This is a genomic window from Collinsella sp. SGI.033, assembly GCF_050315135.1.
In the GTDB taxonomy this organism is placed as follows: domain Bacteria; phylum Actinomycetota; class Coriobacteriia; order Coriobacteriales; family Coriobacteriaceae; genus Collinsella.
Window position 1 is genome coordinate 80,142 of the sequence record NZ_JBNPOK010000006.1, and the last position, 15,328, is coordinate 95,469.

Below are 15,328 nucleotides of genomic sequence, written 5' to 3' on the forward strand. Positions count from 1 at the left end.
TCAGCAAGGCCATTTTGTGGCCGCAACGAAAGGGGCAAGACCCATGACCGTCACCTACGATGCGTCCCGTGTGACGCTTGTCGATCATCCGCTCGTTCAGCACAAGCTGTCGATCCTGCGCGACAAAAACACCGGCACCAATCAGTTCCGCCAGCTCGTGCGCGAACTCGCGCTTTTTGACGGCTACGAGGCCATGCGCGACCTGCCTATGGAAGACGTCGAGGTCGAGACCCCCATCACTACCGCCACGTTCAAACAGCTCGCCGGCAAGAAACTCGCCATCGTGCCCATCCTGCGTGCGGGCCTTGGCATGGTCGACGGCATCCTCGACCTGGTGCCCTCCGCTCGCGTGGGCCACATCGGTATGGAGCGCGACGAGGTTACCCACGAACCGCATGAGTATTACTGCAAAATGCCCAAGGATATCGACCAGCGCATCTGCCTGGTTGTCGACCCCATGCTCGCCACGGGCGGTTCGGCCGAGATGGCCATCAGCTACCTGCGCGAGCGCGGTGTCAAGGACATCCGCATGCTGTGCATCGTCGCGGCTCCCGAGGGCCTCAAGTCGCTGACCGAGAAGGACCCAGATGTGCATATCTATACCTGTGCCATCGACGACCATCTCAACGAGGCTGCCTACATCGTTCCCGGCCTCGGCGACGCCGGCGACCGCATCTACGGCACGCTCTAGTCGCCAGGCATGGGCAGCTGCACGTTCTCATTCGTGCATGATTGGTGCGTGCGGGTGTACGAGTGACGCCTGCACGCATATTTATGAGTGTCGTCGCAGCCACCGAGGGCCCAAAACGCGCTATACCGTAGGTACGGTATAAAGAGTGTCTTAAGAAAATGTACAGTTGTGTATTAACTTACGTTTTCCCACTTGTCATCGCGTGTTCGGTTCGTACAATAGTCAACAACGCTGTCGTGCTGCGCTTACGCGGGTGCGGCGGCGTTCGTCAAGTACGCTCGTCGACTATCGCGACCCATTCGTCCTCAGTGCCCGGCCTTTTGTCCGTTTGACGCCCTACGGGGTTAAAGACGCAATTAAGGTTGGGTAACGGCGCATTGATTTTGCAACCTTGCGCCCTAAAATACTAGGACGATGTGAGCGGGGTATGGCTCCATGCGAGTTGTACGTCGCGAGAAGGGAACGCAGATGCCGGTTGAGCTGGCAGGCCACGTGCCGTTCATCGCAATGGGATTCGTCGTCGGTCTTGTTGCTTTTTTGCCGTTGTACCTTGCGCTTGCTCCGGTACTGGCGCATCGACGCGATGCCAACATGACCGTGGGCATGTTGGGTATCATGGTGTCGTTTGCGGTGCTCTTTATGGGCGTCGTAATTGTGCACCTGGTAGTCCCCGCGGCGCTCATCGCCTTTTTGTGCGGCGAGCTCGCCGGGTTTTTGATTTGTTGGATCGTGATCGCCTGCATGGTGATTATGAAGGATTAAAGGCGTTGCCCCACCTCGGTGCGGGCAAACAGGGAAGGTGGAATCTTGGACGCATTTGCCAAGTTACCCAGCGCGATCGCCGAACTCGTGGAGGAGTTCTCCTCGACTCCGGTCGTGGGTGACCTTAACGCGGGCCTGACGCAGTACTCGTTCTGGCTGCTTATCGCTGCCGTCGTCATGTTCGCGGTCTTCTTCGCGTTTACCAAGAAGCAGAAGGTTGTCCCCGAGGGCTTCTTCGTTAACGGTGTCGAGTGGGTTATCGAGTACGTGCAGGACGATATCGCCAAGGGCGTCGTCGGCGACAACTGGAAGAAGCACTTCCCGTTTTTGGCCTCGTTGTTCTTCTTTATCCTGATCAACAACTTCATCGGCCTGATCCCCGGCATGAAGCCCGGCACCGGCGCCATTGGCTGCACGGCTGCCCTCGCGCTCGTGTCCTTTGTGTACTTCCTCTACTTCGGTATTAAGAAGCACGGCTTCTTTGGGTACTTCAAGAGCCTCGCCCCTGCGGGTGTCGCCTTCCCCATGAACGTCTTCGTGTGGGTCATCGAGCTCTTCTCGCTGTGCCTGCGCCTGATCACGCTCGCCGTCCGTCTGTTCTGCAACATGTTCGCCGGCCACGTCGTCATGGGCTCGTTTGCCATCATGGCAACGCTCTTTGCCCAGCCGATGCTGGAGCACTTCACGGCCATGAACGCCGTGGGCGCCCTGCCCAGCGTGGCGTGGGTCCTGATCCTGTTGGTGATCTACGTCGTCGAGCTGATCGTTGCCTTTGTTCAGGCATACGTCTTTACGGTCCTCGAGGCCGTGTACATCCAGATCGCAGAGGCTGACGCCCACTAGCGGTCGCATTCATTTGGTGTTCGGAGGCGCGGCACCCGCGTGCGCCTCTACAACATAGGTATTTATCCTGCGCACACGCGCACGACAAAGGAGGAATCGTGGGAGTTATCGGATATGGTCTCGGCGTTATCGGTGCCGGTCTCGCAATTGGTCTTGCAGCACTCGGTGCTACGGGCGCTATGGCTCGTCAGCCTGAGGTCCAGGGCCGTGCCTTCACCGTCTTCATTCTTGCATCTGCATTCACCGAGGCTCTGGGCCTGATCGGCTTCGTCGTTACGCTGATTTCGTAATTGAGCACGAAGGTAGTCGCCATGAAGCATTTCAACCACGCGAAAGTCGCTGCTGCGCTGACGGGCGCCATGCTCGCCATGCCGGTGTCGGCATTCGCCGAGGAGTCTGAGAACAAGGCCGAGATCCTCGTCCCCAAGATGGCGGAATTCGTCCCTGCACTCATTGCCTTCCTCATCATCTTCATCGTTTTGGCCAAGTTCGCCTGGCCGCAGATTCTGCAGACGATGGAAGAGCGCGGCAAGCGCATCAAGGACAGCCTCGATGAGGCTGAGACCACCAAGCGCAAGGCCATCGAGGCCCGCAAGGAGTCCGACGCCCTCCTCACCGACGCCCGTCGTCAGGCTGCCGACATCGTGACCGCCGCCCGTCAGGACGCCGAGTCCGAGCGCGCCCGCATTATCGCCAAGGCTCACGAGGAGGCCGAGGACATCATTGCCAAGGCCCACGCCAACGCCGAGGACGAGCGCAACTCCATCTATGCTGCCGCTGCCGGCTCCATCGCCGATCTTTCCGTCTCCGTTGCGACCAAGATTGTCGGCGAGGCCCTCGAGAACGACGACGAGCAGCGTCGTCTGATCGAGCGCTACATAAAGGAAGCAGGTAGCCTGAATGCCTAACAGCCGCATGGAGAACAGGGTTCTCGAGACCTATGCACGCACCCTCCTGGAGGCCGCTAAGGCCGAGGGCCGTGTGTTCCGCGATCTTCACGAGCTTGAGGTCATCGCGAACGCCAGCCCCGAGGTGCTTGCTGTCCTCGGTACCGTGTTCGAGCGCGGCCAGCTCGATCTTCTGCCGCAGATTGCATCGGCTTATCGGATGGTAACCGCGACCGACGAGGACGTCGTAGGCGTCACCGTCACCACGGCTGTCCCGCTCGATGACGAGCTGCGCCGCACGATTACCGAGAAATGCGAGGCCGATCTAAAGCGCAAGGTGTTCCTGATCGAGAAGGTCGATCCGTCCATCATCGGCGGTCTGATTCTCGAGGCCCGCGGCCAGCGTCGCGACGTTACCGTCAAGACCCAGCTGCGCGCAGCGCGTGAGGCCCTCGGTTCCACGATTTTGAATAACGGAGGTGAAGCCTAGTTATGTCCGATACCCTCAATGCCGAAAGCATCGCCCGCGCCCTGCAGGCGAAGCTCGATGGCCTGGCGGCTACCGTCGACACGCAAGAGGTTTCCCATGTTGACGAGGTTGGCGACGGCATCGCGCGCGTCTCGGGACTGCGCAACGCCATGGCCGGCGAGCTCTTGGAGTTCAAGAGCTCCGAGACCGGCGAGACCGTCTACGGCCTTGCCCAGAACCTCGACCGCGATGAGGTCGGTGCTGTTCTGTTCGGCGCCGTCAACGTCATCAAGGAAGGCGACGAGTGCCGTACCACCGGTCGCGTCATGGATATTCCCGTGAGCCGCGCCATGCTCGGTCGCGTCGTCAACCCGCTGGGCCAGCCCATCGACGGCCTGGGCGATATCGTCGCCACGCACCGTCGCCCCATCGAGTTCAAGGCCCCCGGCGTTATCGACCGCACCCCGGTCTGCGAGCCGGTTCAGACTGGTCTGCTCGCTATCGACTCCATGGTTCCTATCGGCCGTGGCCAGCGTGAGCTCATCATCGGCGACCGTAAGACCGGCAAGACCGCCATCGCGATCGATGCTATCCTCAACCAGCGCGGTAAGGACATGGTCTGCATCTACGTCGCTATCGGCCAGAAGGCCTCTACGGTTGCCAACATCCGTGAGACCCTCGCCCAGCACGGCGCACTCGACTACACCATCATCGTCTCGGCTACCGCTGCCGACTCGGCCCCTATGCAGTACATCGCCCCTATGGCCGGTGCCGCTATCGGCGAGTTCTTTATGTACAACGGCGAGAACGGCGAGCCCGCCAGCGAGACCAACCCCGGCGGCCATGTGCTCGTCATCTACGATGACCTATCCAAGCAGGCTGTCGCCTATCGTCAGATGTCGCTTACGCTGCATCGTCCGCCCGGACGCGAGGCCTATCCTGGCGACATCTTCTACCTGCACTCTCGCCTGCTCGAGCGTGCCGTCAAGATGTCCAAGAAGAACGGCTACGGATCCATGACGGCCCTGCCGGTCATCGAGACCCAGGACGGCGACGTTTCGGCCTACATTCCGACCAACGTCATTTCCATTACCGATGGTCAGATCTACCTGCAGTCCGAGCTCTTCTTCCAGGGCCAGCGCCCGGCAGTCGACGTCGGCATCTCGGTGTCGCGCGTCGGTGGCTCCGCTCAGACCAAGGCCATGAAGCAGGTCGCCGGCAACCTCCGTCTGGACCTTGCCGCCTACCGTGAGCTCGCCGGTTTTACCCAGTTCGGTTCCGACCTGGATGCAGCCACCCAAAAGCAGCTTACCCACGGTGCGCACATGACCGAGCTTCTTAAGCAGCCGCGCTTTAAGCCGTTCGACGTCGCCGAGCAGATCGTTACGCTGTTCGCCGGCAACGAGGGCTTTATCGACGACCTGCCCCTTTCCGAGGTGCTGCCGTTCCGCGCCGAGCTGCTCGAGTACATGAATGCTGGCTTTGGCGGCTTGCTGCAGAAGGTCCGTACCAACAAGATCGACGGCGAGACCAAAGAGCAGCTGCTTCAGGCCATCACCGATTTCAAGAACGAGTACGCCTCCAAGCATGCCTCCACCGCGAGCGCAGCTGAGGGCGCAGAGGAGAACTAAGCTCTATGGCTAACCTTCGCGACATTAAGAAGCGAATCTCCTCGGTCACGAGCACCAAGCAGATCACGCGCACGATGGAGATGGTCTCTACGGCCAAGATCCGTCGCGCGCTCGATCGAGCCACGCAGGCTGAGCCCTACAAGAAGGCGCTCACCGACGTCATGCACACCGTTGCGAGCGATACAGAGACTGTCGGCGACAACCCCATGCTCAAGACGCATGAGGAGTTCAAGCGCGGTCTGATCATCGCGATCACGTCCGATCGCGGTCTGGCGGGCGGCTTCAACGTCAACGTTGAGCGCACCTGCGAGAAAATCGCTCGCGAATGGGCACATGATGGCGCCGAGTGCGAGATCATCGCATGCGGTCGCAAGGCGAGCGAGTATTTCCGCAGCCGTGCCAACACGGTCATGCACTTCGAGGGTTCCTCGGCCGACCCGAGCCTCGAGGATGCCCGCATGATCGCGAGCTATATCTGCGACGAGTACTCCAAGGGTCAGCTCGACCGCGTCGAGATCGTGTACCATCACGCTCGCAACCGCGTCGATCAGGTTCTTCGTACCGAGCATTTGCTTCCGCTCGACCCCGAGATGATCGCCATGGCACATGGCCCGCGTAAGAACGCAGACGAGGGCCCCGAGCGCGTTTCGTCCTCGTTCAAGTTCGTGCCGAGCGCCCAGCATGTGTTGGCTGAGATGGTCCCCAGCTACATCCTGACCGTCATTCACCAGGCGCTGATCGATTCGGCCGCCGCCGAGCAGGGTGCGCGCCGTAAGGCCATGCACTCCGCCACGGAGAACGCGTCGTCGATCATCTCGACTCTTACCCGTACGTATAACCGCGTGCGTCAGGCTTCCATTACCACGGAGATCAACGAGATCGTGGGCGGAGCCGCAGCATTGGAGGAACACTAATGGCAGATACCACCGTTAAAGCGGCGGTCGAGGAGGCCACGGCACGTCAGACGGCCGGTGAGGGACGTATCGTCCGTATCATCGGCGCAGTTGTCGACGTTAAGTTCGATGGCGCTGTCCCCTCGATCTACAACGCGCTCACGGTCGAGGCCGATACGCCGATGGGTCACATCAGCACCATCCTGGAGGTTGAGTCTCAGCTTCCCGGCGGTGTCGTTCGTACCGTCGCCATGACGTCGACCGACGGCTTGCAGCGCGGCGTCGTCGCGGTCGACACCGGCGCACCCATGAAGATGCCCGTCGGCCCCGAGACCCTCGGCCGCATTTGGAATGTTATGGGCCAGCCTGTCGATGGCAAGCCCATGCCCCAGATCGATGAGTTTTATCCCATCCATCACCCGGCACCTCATTTCGACGAGCTCACTACCAAGACCGAGATCTTCGAGACCGGCATTAAGGCCGTCGACCTGCTCGAGCCCTACATCCGTGGCGGCAAAACTGGTCTGTTTGGCGGCGCCGGCGTCGGCAAGACCGTTCTGATTCAGGAGCTCATCAACAACCTCGCCCAGGAGCATGGCGGCACCTCGGTGTTCACCGGCGTTGGCGAGCGTACCCGTGAGGGTACCGATCTGTTCCTCGAGATGAGCGAGTCTGGCGTTATCGACAAGACCTGCTTGGTCTACGGTCAGATGAACGAGCCGCCTGGAGCGCGTCTGCGCATCGGTCTGGCCGGCCTCACCACCGCTGAGTACTTCCGCGATCGTGGCCAGGACGTCCTGCTGTTCATCGATAACATTTTCCGCTTCTCCCAGGCCGGTTCCGAGGTTTCCGCCCTTCTGGGCCGTATGCCGTCCGCTGTTGGCTACCAGCCCACGCTGGCTACCGAGATGGGCGACCTCCAGGAGCGCATTACCTCGACCAAGACGGGTTCCATCACCTCCGTTCAGGCTGTCTACGTCCCTGCAGACGACCTGACCGACCCGGCTCCCGCCACGACGTTTACACACCTCGACGCCACGACCGTTCTTTCGCGTTCCATCGCCGAGCTCGGTCTGTATCCCGCAATCGACCCCTTGGCTTCCTCTTCCGACGCCCTGGATCCCTCGATTGTCGGCGAGGAGCACTATCGTGTGGCCGTCGCAGTCCAAGAGCTGCTCCAGGAGTACTCCGACCTGCAGGACATCATCGCCATTCTGGGTATGGACGAGCTTTCCGAGGAGCAGCGCCTTACGGTCAACCGTGCCCGTAAGCTCCAGCAGTTCCTGTCTCAGTCCTTCCACGTCGCCGAGCAGTTCACCGGCAACCCCGGTGTCTACATCCGTGTCGAGGACACGGTCCGCTCGTTTGCCGCCATTGTCGACGGCGAGTGCGACGACCTGCCCGAGCAGGCGTTCCGTTATGCGTCCACGATTGACGACGTGCGCGAGCGCGCCGCCAAGATGGAGGAGAAGTAGTGGCTATGCAAATCCGCATCGTGTGTCCGGAGAGCTGCGCCTATGAAGGCGAGGCGGCATTTGTCGCCCTGCCTTCCACGGACGGCGAGTTCGGCATTCTTCCGCGTCACGCTAGCGAGATCTGCACGATCGATCGCGGCTACGTTCGCGTTTGTGATAAGCAAATGGGCACCGTCGACCACACGTTTGCTGTGGACGGCGGCTATGCCCAGGTTGCGGACGATGTCGTGATTGTCCTCGCCGAGCGCGCTTGCGATTTGGCGACCGTCGATGCCGACAAGCTTAAAGCTGATATTCAAGGTTTTGAAGAGAAGCTGGGTAATTTGTCGGAGGATGATGCACGCCGCGCCTACCTCTATAATGAAATCGCATGGTGTAAGCTCATGCTTGCCCAATAGTCAAACGATTTGGCGTTCGACCATTTGCGAACACATCATGCCCGGGATGGCCCAGCCATCCCGGGCATGCTTTTTGAAAGGGTAGACCTTGGATATTATCCGTGTTGAAGGTGGCCACACCATCGGAGGCTCCGTGCCCGTTTCGGGTGCAAAGAACTCTGCACTCAAACTCATGGCGGCAACGCTTCTGGCACCGGGGAAGACGACGCTGCAGAACGTGCCCGATATCTCGGATGTCCATGTTATGGGCAAGGTGCTCAAGGGTATGGGCGCCAAGATTGACGTTCTCGATGAGCATACGCTCGAGATCGACACTTCTCAGGTTGATTCCTGGGAGGCTCCCTACGAGCTTGTCGCCAAGATGCGCGCCTCCACGGCCGTGATGGGTCCCCTGCTGGGCCGTTTCCATCGTGCCAAGATTGCCATGCCGGGTGGCTGCAATCTGGGTGCCCGTAAGATCGACATGCACATCTTGGGTCTTGAGGCGCTGGGCGTAGAATTCGACACTGCACACGGTTACATCAATGCCAACGCTCCTCAGGGGTTGCGCGGTACCACGGTTACGCTTGAATTTGCCAGCGTCGGCGCTACCGAGAACCTCATCATGGCGGCCGTGCGCGCACAAGGCACTACGGTTATCGATAATGCGGCTCGCGAGCCCGAGATCGTCGACCTTGCCAATATGCTCAACGAGATGGGCGCCAAGATTGTTGGCGCCGGCACGCCCGTCGTGACCATCGAAGGTGTGGACGAGCTGCATCCCGTTACCCATCGCGTGGTGGGCGACCGCATCGAGGCCGGCACCTTTATCGTTGCCGGTGCCCTGATGGCCGATGACCGCGGTGTCGACGTTACGGGCTTTTGCCCCATTCACTTGGGCATGGTGCTCAAGAAGATGGAGCTCATGGGTATCGAGTGTGAGCGAATCGAGAATGGCGTTCACGTGAGTCGTGTCGAGCACATCAGGCCGGTCGATATTCAGACACTTCCGTTCCCGGGCTTCCCGACGGACATGCAGGCGCAGATCATGGTGCTTTCCGCTCTTGCTGATGGCAGCTCTGTGATTACCGAGAATATCTTCGAGAACCGCTTCATGTTCGCGTCGGAGCTGGTCCGTATGGGCGCGGATATCCGCATCGAAAGCCATCACGCCATGATTCATGGCGTCAAGGGGTTCTCGGGTGCACAGGTTACCTCGCCTGATCTGCGCGGCGGCGCCGCGCTCGTCGTTGCTGGCCTTATCGCCGACGGCGTTACCGAGGTCTCGGCCATCCATCACATCAAACGTGGCTATGAGCAGTTTGTCGAAAAACTGCAGGCACTTGGTGCAAACGTCGAGCACGCCACTGTTCCCGATCCCGTCATCTACTAATGCAGGTTGCCTATGTTTAATAATAAGAAGCCCTTAGCGGATACTCGAAGACCTTCAACCGGCGCACAGGCCAAGATCTACAGTCGCGATAATGTTGCACGCTACTCCGAGCGCGCTCGTCAGCGCCGCCGCGGCCAGACAATCCGTCGCGTTGCGCTTATCGCCGTGCTTGGCGTGCTGTTGAGCGCTACGACTGCCGCCGGGCTGTGGTTCGCCAGCATTATGGGCAAGCTCGGCGATTCCAATGTCATTACCGACAATCTGCGCCATATCTTGGTGGATACCGATGAGGCTAAGGATCCGTTCTACGTGCTTCTTTTAGGTACCGATGGTCGTCCGGGCGAGGACACGTATCGCGCCGATTCAATTATCTTGGCGCGCATCGACCCTACGCAAAAGCAGGCTACGCTTATATCCATTCCACGTGATACCAAGGTTGTCTATAACGGCGAAACCATGAAGGTCAACGCCTGCCATACCTATGGCGGTGCCGAGGCCATGGTTCAAGCGGTCAATGAGCTGTGCGGCGTGCAGATTTCCCACTATGCCGAGGTTAGCTTTGACGGTATGCAATCATTGATTGACTCTGTGGGCGGTATCGACATCAACGCCACCGACGATGTCGATGACCCCGAGCATCTGGACATTAAGATTACGGCAGGCCAGCAGCACATGGACGGTGCTACCGCGCTCACCTATGCCCGTTGCCGCTATACCTATGCCGACGGCGACTATACGCGCATGCGTCACCAACGCCAGGTGCTTGGTGCCCTTGCCAACCAGATTCTCAACAACTTTGATGCTACGAAGGTCTTCGACCTGGTTAATTCGCTGTCCGATATGCTTGTGACCGATATGAGCGTTCAGGACATCGTGTCTACGGTCAATGCTATGCGCGGCATGGATGTCGATGGCATCTATTCGGCGAATCTGCCTTCCTACGCAGATGAAACCACCATGATCGACGGCCAGAGCTATGTCTTTGTCTACGAGGACGAGCTTAAGGAGATGATGGCGCGCGTCGATGCCGGCAAGGATCCTAAGGGACCAAACACCATGGGCCTATCCGACGGAACCAGCTCCACAATCGGTGATTTGAGCAACCATACTTCTGACGATTACGCCTACGGTACGGCCGGTTCGTCGGAAAGCTCGGACGATTCTAGTTATTCGGACGATTCGAGCTATTCGGACGATTCGGATTACAGCTCATATTATTACGAGGAGCCCACTGGCGACGGCAACGGTTACGAAGCCAACTACTAGGGTTGCGCGGGCTTGCCAGCCCGTGCAACGGCTCGACGCTGCGCGCCGCCCAGAGCGACAATTTGTCATTCAAAAGGCAGGGCATGACCAGAAGGTCAATGTCCTGCCTTTTTCATGCCAACTTGTTCGCTCTGGACGTCGCTCGCTGACGTTGATTCAACCAGCGATGCCGACTACTCCCCTTGCACCAAAAAATCGCTCCGTTCTCGGTTTTGAGGACGGGGCGATTTTGCTTACCTAGATTATTCGAGTTCCTTATGCGAAGCGGGCGACGAGCTCCTGCAAGACGTCGGTCATCTTGACGAGCGAGCTGACCGGAACAAACTCGTTGACGCCGTGGTAGCAGTAGCCGCCCGTCGAAAGGTTGGGACAGGGCAGGCCGCGGAACGACAGCTGTGCGCCGTCGGTGCCGCCGCGAATCGGCAGCACCTGGGGCTCAACATCGCAGGCAAGGAAGGATTCCTTGGCGACTTCGATCAGCTCTGGGTAGTCGCGGACAATCTCGGCCATGTTACGGTACTGGTGCTTGATCTCGACCGTTACGCGCTCCTCGCCCAGACGCTGGTTGAGCAGCGCGGCGGCAGCATCCATCAGATCGAGCTTCTGCTGGAACTTGGCGGCATCGTGATCACGGACGATATAGCGCGCCGTGGCATGGTCGACTGTGGCAGAAACGCCCTCGAGGTGATAGAAGCCCTCGTAGCCCTCGGTGTATTCCGGACGCTGCACGTAGGGAAGCAGGGCATTGAAGTCGCAGAACAGATTGCCCGCGTTAACCATGCGGCCCTTGGCGTCGCCGGGGTGAATGGACTGGCCCTCAAAGCTAACGGTAGCCTCGGCGGCGTTGAAGCACTCCCACTCAAGCTCGCCAACCGGACCGCCGTCGACTGTGTAGGCATACTTACAGCCAAAGTCCTCGATATCCAACAGCTCGGCACCGTGGCCGATTTCCTCGTCCGGGCAGAAACAAATGCCAAGCGTGGGGTGGGGCAGGCTGGGGTCCTGTGCAATGCGTGCGACGAGCGCCATAATCTCGGCGACACCGGCCTTATCGTCGGCGCCCAGCAGCGTGGTGCCGTCGGTGCAAACCAGGTCCTCGCCCAAAAGGTTGTTGAGGGCGGGGAGCTTGGCGGTGCTCATGGAAACGGGCTTGCCGTCGACGATGCCGCAAACCAGGTCGCCGCCCTCGTAGTGCACAATGTGCGGCGCTACGCCGGCTCCCGGTGCGACCTCGGTGGTGTCGAGGTGCGCGATCAGGCCCAGGGCGGGCTTATTCTCGGAGCCGGCGCTCGCGGGAATGTGAGCGCAGACATAGGCGTTTTCGGTTACATGGGCATCGGTTGCACCAAGCTCGCGCAATTCCTCGGCAAGCACATTGGCAAGATCAAACTGGACGGTGCTCGACGGAACCTGGTCACAGTTGGCATCCTCGGACTGTGTGTTGATCTGGACGTAGCGCAAAAAACGCTCGAGTACGTCGGGGTTCGTGGTGGTGTTTTCCATAGAGACCGCTCCAATCTTGGTTGTCGTGTGCAACAAGAACTCTAGCACGGTATGCCGCGGCATACCGCGACGCTTGGATGGGGTAGAATCAGCCATTGAATGCAGAAGGGACGGATGTTCATGGATACGACAAATAGCTCGCGCGAGCTACATCTAACGGTGGCGAACGAAGACTACTTGGAGTGCATGGTTCGCATCGAAAGCGAGGATGGGGAGACTAATGGCGTGCGGTCGGTCGATATCGCACAGCGCCTTGGCGTTTCGAAGGCATCGGTCAACAAGGCGGTTTCGGCTCTCAAGGCATCCGAACTTGTCGAGCAGTCTCACTACGGCAAGGTTATCCTGACCAACCGTGGGCGCGAGGTCGGTTTGGCTATCTGGTATCGCCATCGCCTGATTCGCACATTTTTGGTCCAGGAGCTCGGCGTCGACTTTGAGCGCGCCGATGCCGAGGCCTGCATGATGGAGCACGCGCTTTCCGAGGACACAATGGTCCGTTGGCTCGCCTATCTCGAAAAGCAGGGAATCAGCATCGAGGAATAGCGAAACATATATATGGATACGAGTTATTACAATCGCTTCGGCGGCGAGGAGCTTATGCGCCGACTTACCAGCGAGACGCTGCTGGCACAGGGTCCGATGGGCAGCGTGCTGCTGAGTGAATACGGTGCTGCCGATATTCCGCCGGCATTTTGGAACCTCGCCGAACCACAGACGGTTTCTCGCATCCACCGACTGTATGCCGCCGCTGGTGCACAGGTGCTTATTACCAATACGTTCCAGGCATCGGGTTTTGCGCTCGATCGCGATGAAATCGCTCCATCTATGGCAGAGGTCAATCGCGGGGCGGTCGACGATGCCCGCCAGGCAAATCCCCAGCTATTGCTGGGGTCCATGGGGCCTATTGCGATTGAGTGGTTTGTCGAGGATTCTTCCGAGTATCGAGAGATTCGCGCAAATGCTCGCGAGCAGGCGTCCGCCCTGCTCAACGCCGGCGTCGACGGGATTCTGGTCGAGACGGTCACGTCTATCCGCAATCTGCAGCCCGTGCTCGCCGGTGTCCATGATGCCGCTGATGGCATGCCCGTTCTGGTGAGCTTTGCTATTGATGACAAGGGCGACCTGCTGGGTGATGGCCTAAACATCGAAGGTGCCATCTTGTATGCCGAGAAGCACGGTGCGAGCTCGGTTGGGGTCAATTGCTGCACCCTGACAGCGGCTACCGCTGCGGTACCAAGAATGGTCAAGATAGCCACGACGCCCGTTACTGTACGTCCCAATGCGGGAAATCCGGTCCAAACGCAAGATGGGTCTGTGTGGCACGAGGACCCCGAAGCTTTCGCGCGCGCATGTGTCGAGTGGAAGCGGGCTGGCGCCGCAATGGTTGGTGGCTGTTGCGGAACCACGGCGATCACGACGGCTGCTATGGCAGACGCGCTCGATATATAGAGTCCTAAGAAAAGCACATTCGAATTACCGCCCCAACCGGGGCGGTTTTTTGTCTATATGCGCCCTCGACGGCTTTTGCCTAAACGGTGAATGCGTGCGCCGGCGGCTTGCCGGGCGCTCGTTGCGGGTATACCACCTGCGTACCATGATCCAAACACTGCGAGGTGTCTGCGTGTGTGCGCGATAATTCATTTTGGAACTGATGGCTGGCGCGCTCGCGTCGGCGAGGATTTTAACGCTGACAATGTTGCCCGTATCGCTGATGCAGCCGGCGAGCTCTGGCAAAAGACATATCCCGGCAAGACGGTATATATCGGGTATGACACCCGTCCCCGGGCGCGCGAGTTTGCAGAACTTGCAGCTGGCGTGCTTGCGGCCCATGGCCTTGATGCCGTGCTCGCGGCCCGTTTTGTACCCACGCCTGCCATCACGTGGGCTGCCGCATACGATGGCGAGGCGTGCGGGGCGCTCATGGTGACCGGTTCACATCATCCGCAGGGCTATCTCTGTCTCAAACTGCGCATGGGCGATGGTTCCACGGCAAACCAGGACGTCATCGAAGAGCTCGAGGCAACGATGGCCGCCGAACCTCTGGGGCTCGAGGAGCAGTATCGCACGGCGGATATCATTCCCGACTATATGCGAGCGGTAGCATCGTTTGTCGATGCCGATGCCATTCGTGCCGCTCGTCTGCGCGTGGTGGTCGACCCCATGGGGGGAGCGGCTCAAGGTTATCTTGCCGATTTGCTGCGCGAGCTGGGTGTTGAGGTCCATGAGATTCATGCGGGGCAAGCATCGGATTGGAGGGATATCTGTCCCGATCCCGTAGAGCCGTGGGTGGATGCCTGCGAGCGTGCAGTTATCGAAGACGGCGCGTGTGCCGGCCTGGTGACCGATGGCGATGCTGACCGTATTGGCGCGGTCGACGAGCGCGGTAGATATATACATCCGCATCAGATCATGGCGCTCGTAATGGGCGAATTGGTTCAGTTTCGCAATTTGAAGGGGCGAGTCGTCGTCAATCTATCGTGCTCGACGCTTGTGCGTCGTGTTGCCGAGGCGCTCGGTTGCCGCGTGACCGTAAAACCGGTTGGCTTCAAATATATAGCCGCCGAGATGAAAAAAGACGGGGTGCTTATGGGCGGTGAGGAGGCCGGTGGCATCGGCATTGCCGCGCATATGCCCGAGCGTGACGGCATCCTCGCTTGCCTACTCCTGTGTGAGCTCATGGCAAAGACGGGGGCTTCGCTGGGCGTGCTGGTCGATCAGCTCGAGGCGAGTTTTGGAAAAACAAGTTATGGCCGTCGAGATTTACGACTTGAGGCAGAAGATGCCGAGTCGCTGCGCACGCTGCTTCCCGGTGTGAATCCCAAGTCGATTTGCGGCAAGGCGCCGCAGAGCGTAAGTCACATGGACGGCTTGCGTTTGGCATTTGAGGATGATACCTGGCTGTTGGTTCGCCCGAGTGGCACTGAGCCGGTGGTGCGAGTGTACGCCGAGGGCTTTTCGGTGGAGGAGCGCGACGAGTTGCTTGATGCCGGCTGCGCTTTGGCTCGGGGCGCATATCGGCTCTAGCCATGGGGCTGCTCAATATAAAGATATGCTCGGCGAGTGGTAGGTAACGACTGGCAAGCGTCAGCTGCGGGTATAAATGTGTAGGAGTTGTGTGCAACCAGATTCCCGCCCCCG

Annotated in this window: 16 protein-coding genes; 15 read left to right on the forward strand and 1 reads right to left on the reverse strand. The window is 59.5% G+C overall.

From position 1 onward, the window contains the following. The first annotated feature begins 43 nt into the window (after nucleotides 1-43). The 12 genes from upp (at nucleotide 44) to ACQRC0_RS03370 (ending at nucleotide 10,687) form a co-directional block, all read left to right on the forward strand. A complete protein-coding gene (gene upp, locus ACQRC0_RS03315) occupies nucleotides 44-691 on the forward strand; it encodes a uracil phosphoribosyltransferase (RefSeq protein ID WP_040359658.1) in 648 nt (215 codons plus the stop codon). A 468-nt stretch (nucleotides 692-1,159) separates the two neighbouring features. Further along, nucleotides 1,160-1,453, forward strand: a complete 294-nt coding sequence (locus tag ACQRC0_RS03320; RefSeq protein WP_427727736.1) for a hypothetical protein — start codon at nucleotides 1,160-1,162, stop codon at nucleotides 1,451-1,453. Between the two features lie 45 nt (nucleotides 1,454-1,498). Beyond that, on the forward strand, nucleotides 1,499-2,296 hold the full coding sequence (atpB, locus tag ACQRC0_RS03325) for a F0F1 ATP synthase subunit A (protein WP_427727738.1): 798 nt from the start codon (nucleotides 1,499-1,501) through the stop codon (nucleotides 2,294-2,296). Nucleotides 2,297-2,394: 98 nt separating this feature from the next. Next, nucleotides 2,395-2,586: an ATP synthase F0 subunit C gene (locus ACQRC0_RS03330; protein WP_427727739.1), complete on the forward strand. Its 192-nt coding sequence runs from the start codon at nucleotides 2,395-2,397 to the stop codon at nucleotides 2,584-2,586. 21 nt (nucleotides 2,587-2,607) lie between these two features. Continuing rightward, the gene (atpF, locus tag ACQRC0_RS03335; RefSeq protein WP_427727741.1) at nucleotides 2,608-3,204 is read left to right on the forward strand and encodes a F0F1 ATP synthase subunit B; all 597 of its coding nucleotides are present in this window, start codon (nucleotides 2,608-2,610) and stop codon (nucleotides 3,202-3,204) included. Further along, nucleotides 3,197-3,673 carry a F0F1 ATP synthase subunit delta gene (locus ACQRC0_RS03340; RefSeq protein WP_427727743.1) on the forward strand — a complete coding sequence of 159 codons (477 nt, stop codon included), beginning with the start codon at nucleotides 3,197-3,199 and terminating at the stop codon, nucleotides 3,671-3,673. The genes atpF and ACQRC0_RS03340 overlap by 8 nt, the downstream gene beginning before the upstream one ends. Before the next feature lie 2 nt (nucleotides 3,674-3,675). Further along, on the forward strand, nucleotides 3,676-5,283 hold the full coding sequence (gene atpA / locus ACQRC0_RS03345) for a F0F1 ATP synthase subunit alpha (RefSeq protein ID WP_427727745.1): 1,608 nt from the start codon (nucleotides 3,676-3,678) through the stop codon (nucleotides 5,281-5,283). Between the two features lie 5 nt (nucleotides 5,284-5,288). After that, complete coding sequence (gene atpG, locus ACQRC0_RS03350) at nucleotides 5,289-6,197, forward strand: ATP synthase F1 subunit gamma (RefSeq protein ID WP_427727746.1); 909 nt, start codon at nucleotides 5,289-5,291, stop codon at nucleotides 6,195-6,197. Then, a complete protein-coding gene (gene atpD / locus ACQRC0_RS03355) occupies nucleotides 6,197-7,651 on the forward strand; it encodes a F0F1 ATP synthase subunit beta (RefSeq protein WP_427727748.1) in 1,455 nt (484 codons plus the stop codon). The genes atpG and atpD overlap by 1 nt, the downstream gene beginning before the upstream one ends. Nucleotides 7,652-7,656: 5 nt before the next feature. After that, nucleotides 7,657-8,049 (forward strand): ATP synthase F1 subunit epsilon, encoded by a 393-nt coding sequence (atpC, locus tag ACQRC0_RS03360; protein WP_427727755.1) that lies wholly within the window; start codon nucleotides 7,657-7,659, stop codon nucleotides 8,047-8,049. An 88-nt stretch (nucleotides 8,050-8,137) separates the two neighbouring features. Then, on the forward strand, nucleotides 8,138-9,421 hold the full coding sequence (gene murA / locus ACQRC0_RS03365; RefSeq protein WP_154518387.1) for a UDP-N-acetylglucosamine 1-carboxyvinyltransferase: 1,284 nt from the start codon (nucleotides 8,138-8,140) through the stop codon (nucleotides 9,419-9,421). Between the two features lie 12 nt (nucleotides 9,422-9,433). Next, nucleotides 9,434-10,687, forward strand: a complete 1,254-nt coding sequence (locus ACQRC0_RS03370; protein WP_427727751.1) for an LCP family protein — start codon at nucleotides 9,434-9,436, stop codon at nucleotides 10,685-10,687. Between the two features lie 255 nt (nucleotides 10,688-10,942). Here ACQRC0_RS03370 and pepT read toward each other — a convergent pair whose 3' ends face one another. Further along, a complete protein-coding gene (gene pepT, locus ACQRC0_RS03375; RefSeq protein ID WP_154518393.1) occupies nucleotides 10,943-12,190 on the reverse strand; it encodes a peptidase T in 1,248 nt (415 codons plus the stop codon). A 120-nt stretch (nucleotides 12,191-12,310) separates the two neighbouring features. On the opposite strand from pepT, the gene ACQRC0_RS03380 reads away from it, so the two are divergent. The 3 genes from ACQRC0_RS03380 (at nucleotide 12,311) to ACQRC0_RS03390 (ending at nucleotide 15,214) form a co-directional block, all read left to right on the forward strand. Further along, nucleotides 12,311-12,733, forward strand: a complete 423-nt coding sequence (locus ACQRC0_RS03380; RefSeq protein WP_154518396.1) for a metal-dependent transcriptional regulator — start codon at nucleotides 12,311-12,313, stop codon at nucleotides 12,731-12,733. A gap of 12 nt (nucleotides 12,734-12,745) precedes the next feature. After that, nucleotides 12,746-13,639 carry a homocysteine S-methyltransferase family protein gene (locus tag ACQRC0_RS03385; protein WP_427727753.1) on the forward strand — a complete coding sequence of 298 codons (894 nt, stop codon included), beginning with the start codon at nucleotides 12,746-12,748 and terminating at the stop codon, nucleotides 13,637-13,639. Between the two features lie 174 nt (nucleotides 13,640-13,813). Beyond that, nucleotides 13,814-15,214, forward strand: coding sequence for a phosphoglucomutase/phosphomannomutase family protein (locus ACQRC0_RS03390; protein WP_427719693.1), 1,401 nt, complete (start codon nucleotides 13,814-13,816; stop codon nucleotides 15,212-15,214). Nucleotides 15,215-15,328: the final 114 nt, after the last annotated feature.

Bases quoted from the DNA above. Each gene is read 5' to 3' on its own strand.
- upp (WP_040359658.1), top strand. From the start codon at position 44: ATGACCGTCACCTACGATGCGTCCCGTGTGACGCTTGTCGATCATCCG.
- ACQRC0_RS03320 (WP_427727736.1), top strand. From the start codon at position 1,160: ATGCCGGTTGAGCTGGCAGGCCACGTGCCGTTCATCGCAATGGGATTC.
- atpF (WP_427727741.1), top strand. From the start codon at position 2,608: ATGAAGCATTTCAACCACGCGAAAGTCGCTGCTGCGCTGACGGGCGCC.
- ACQRC0_RS03340 (WP_427727743.1), top strand. From the start codon at position 3,197: ATGCCTAACAGCCGCATGGAGAACAGGGTTCTCGAGACCTATGCACGC.
- atpA (WP_427727745.1), top strand. From the start codon at position 3,676: ATGTCCGATACCCTCAATGCCGAAAGCATCGCCCGCGCCCTGCAGGCG.
- atpG (WP_427727746.1), top strand. From the start codon at position 5,289: ATGGCTAACCTTCGCGACATTAAGAAGCGAATCTCCTCGGTCACGAGC.
- atpD (WP_427727748.1), top strand. From the start codon at position 6,197: ATGGCAGATACCACCGTTAAAGCGGCGGTCGAGGAGGCCACGGCACGT.
- atpC (WP_427727755.1), top strand. From the start codon at position 7,657: ATGCAAATCCGCATCGTGTGTCCGGAGAGCTGCGCCTATGAAGGCGAG.
- ACQRC0_RS03370 (WP_427727751.1), top strand. From the start codon at position 9,434: ATGTTTAATAATAAGAAGCCCTTAGCGGATACTCGAAGACCTTCAACC.
- pepT (WP_154518393.1), bottom strand. From the start codon at position 12,190: ATGGAAAACACCACCACGAACCCCGACGTACTCGAGCGTTTTTTGCGC.
- ACQRC0_RS03380 (WP_154518396.1), top strand. From the start codon at position 12,311: ATGGATACGACAAATAGCTCGCGCGAGCTACATCTAACGGTGGCGAAC.
- ACQRC0_RS03385 (WP_427727753.1), top strand. From the start codon at position 12,746: ATGGATACGAGTTATTACAATCGCTTCGGCGGCGAGGAGCTTATGCGC.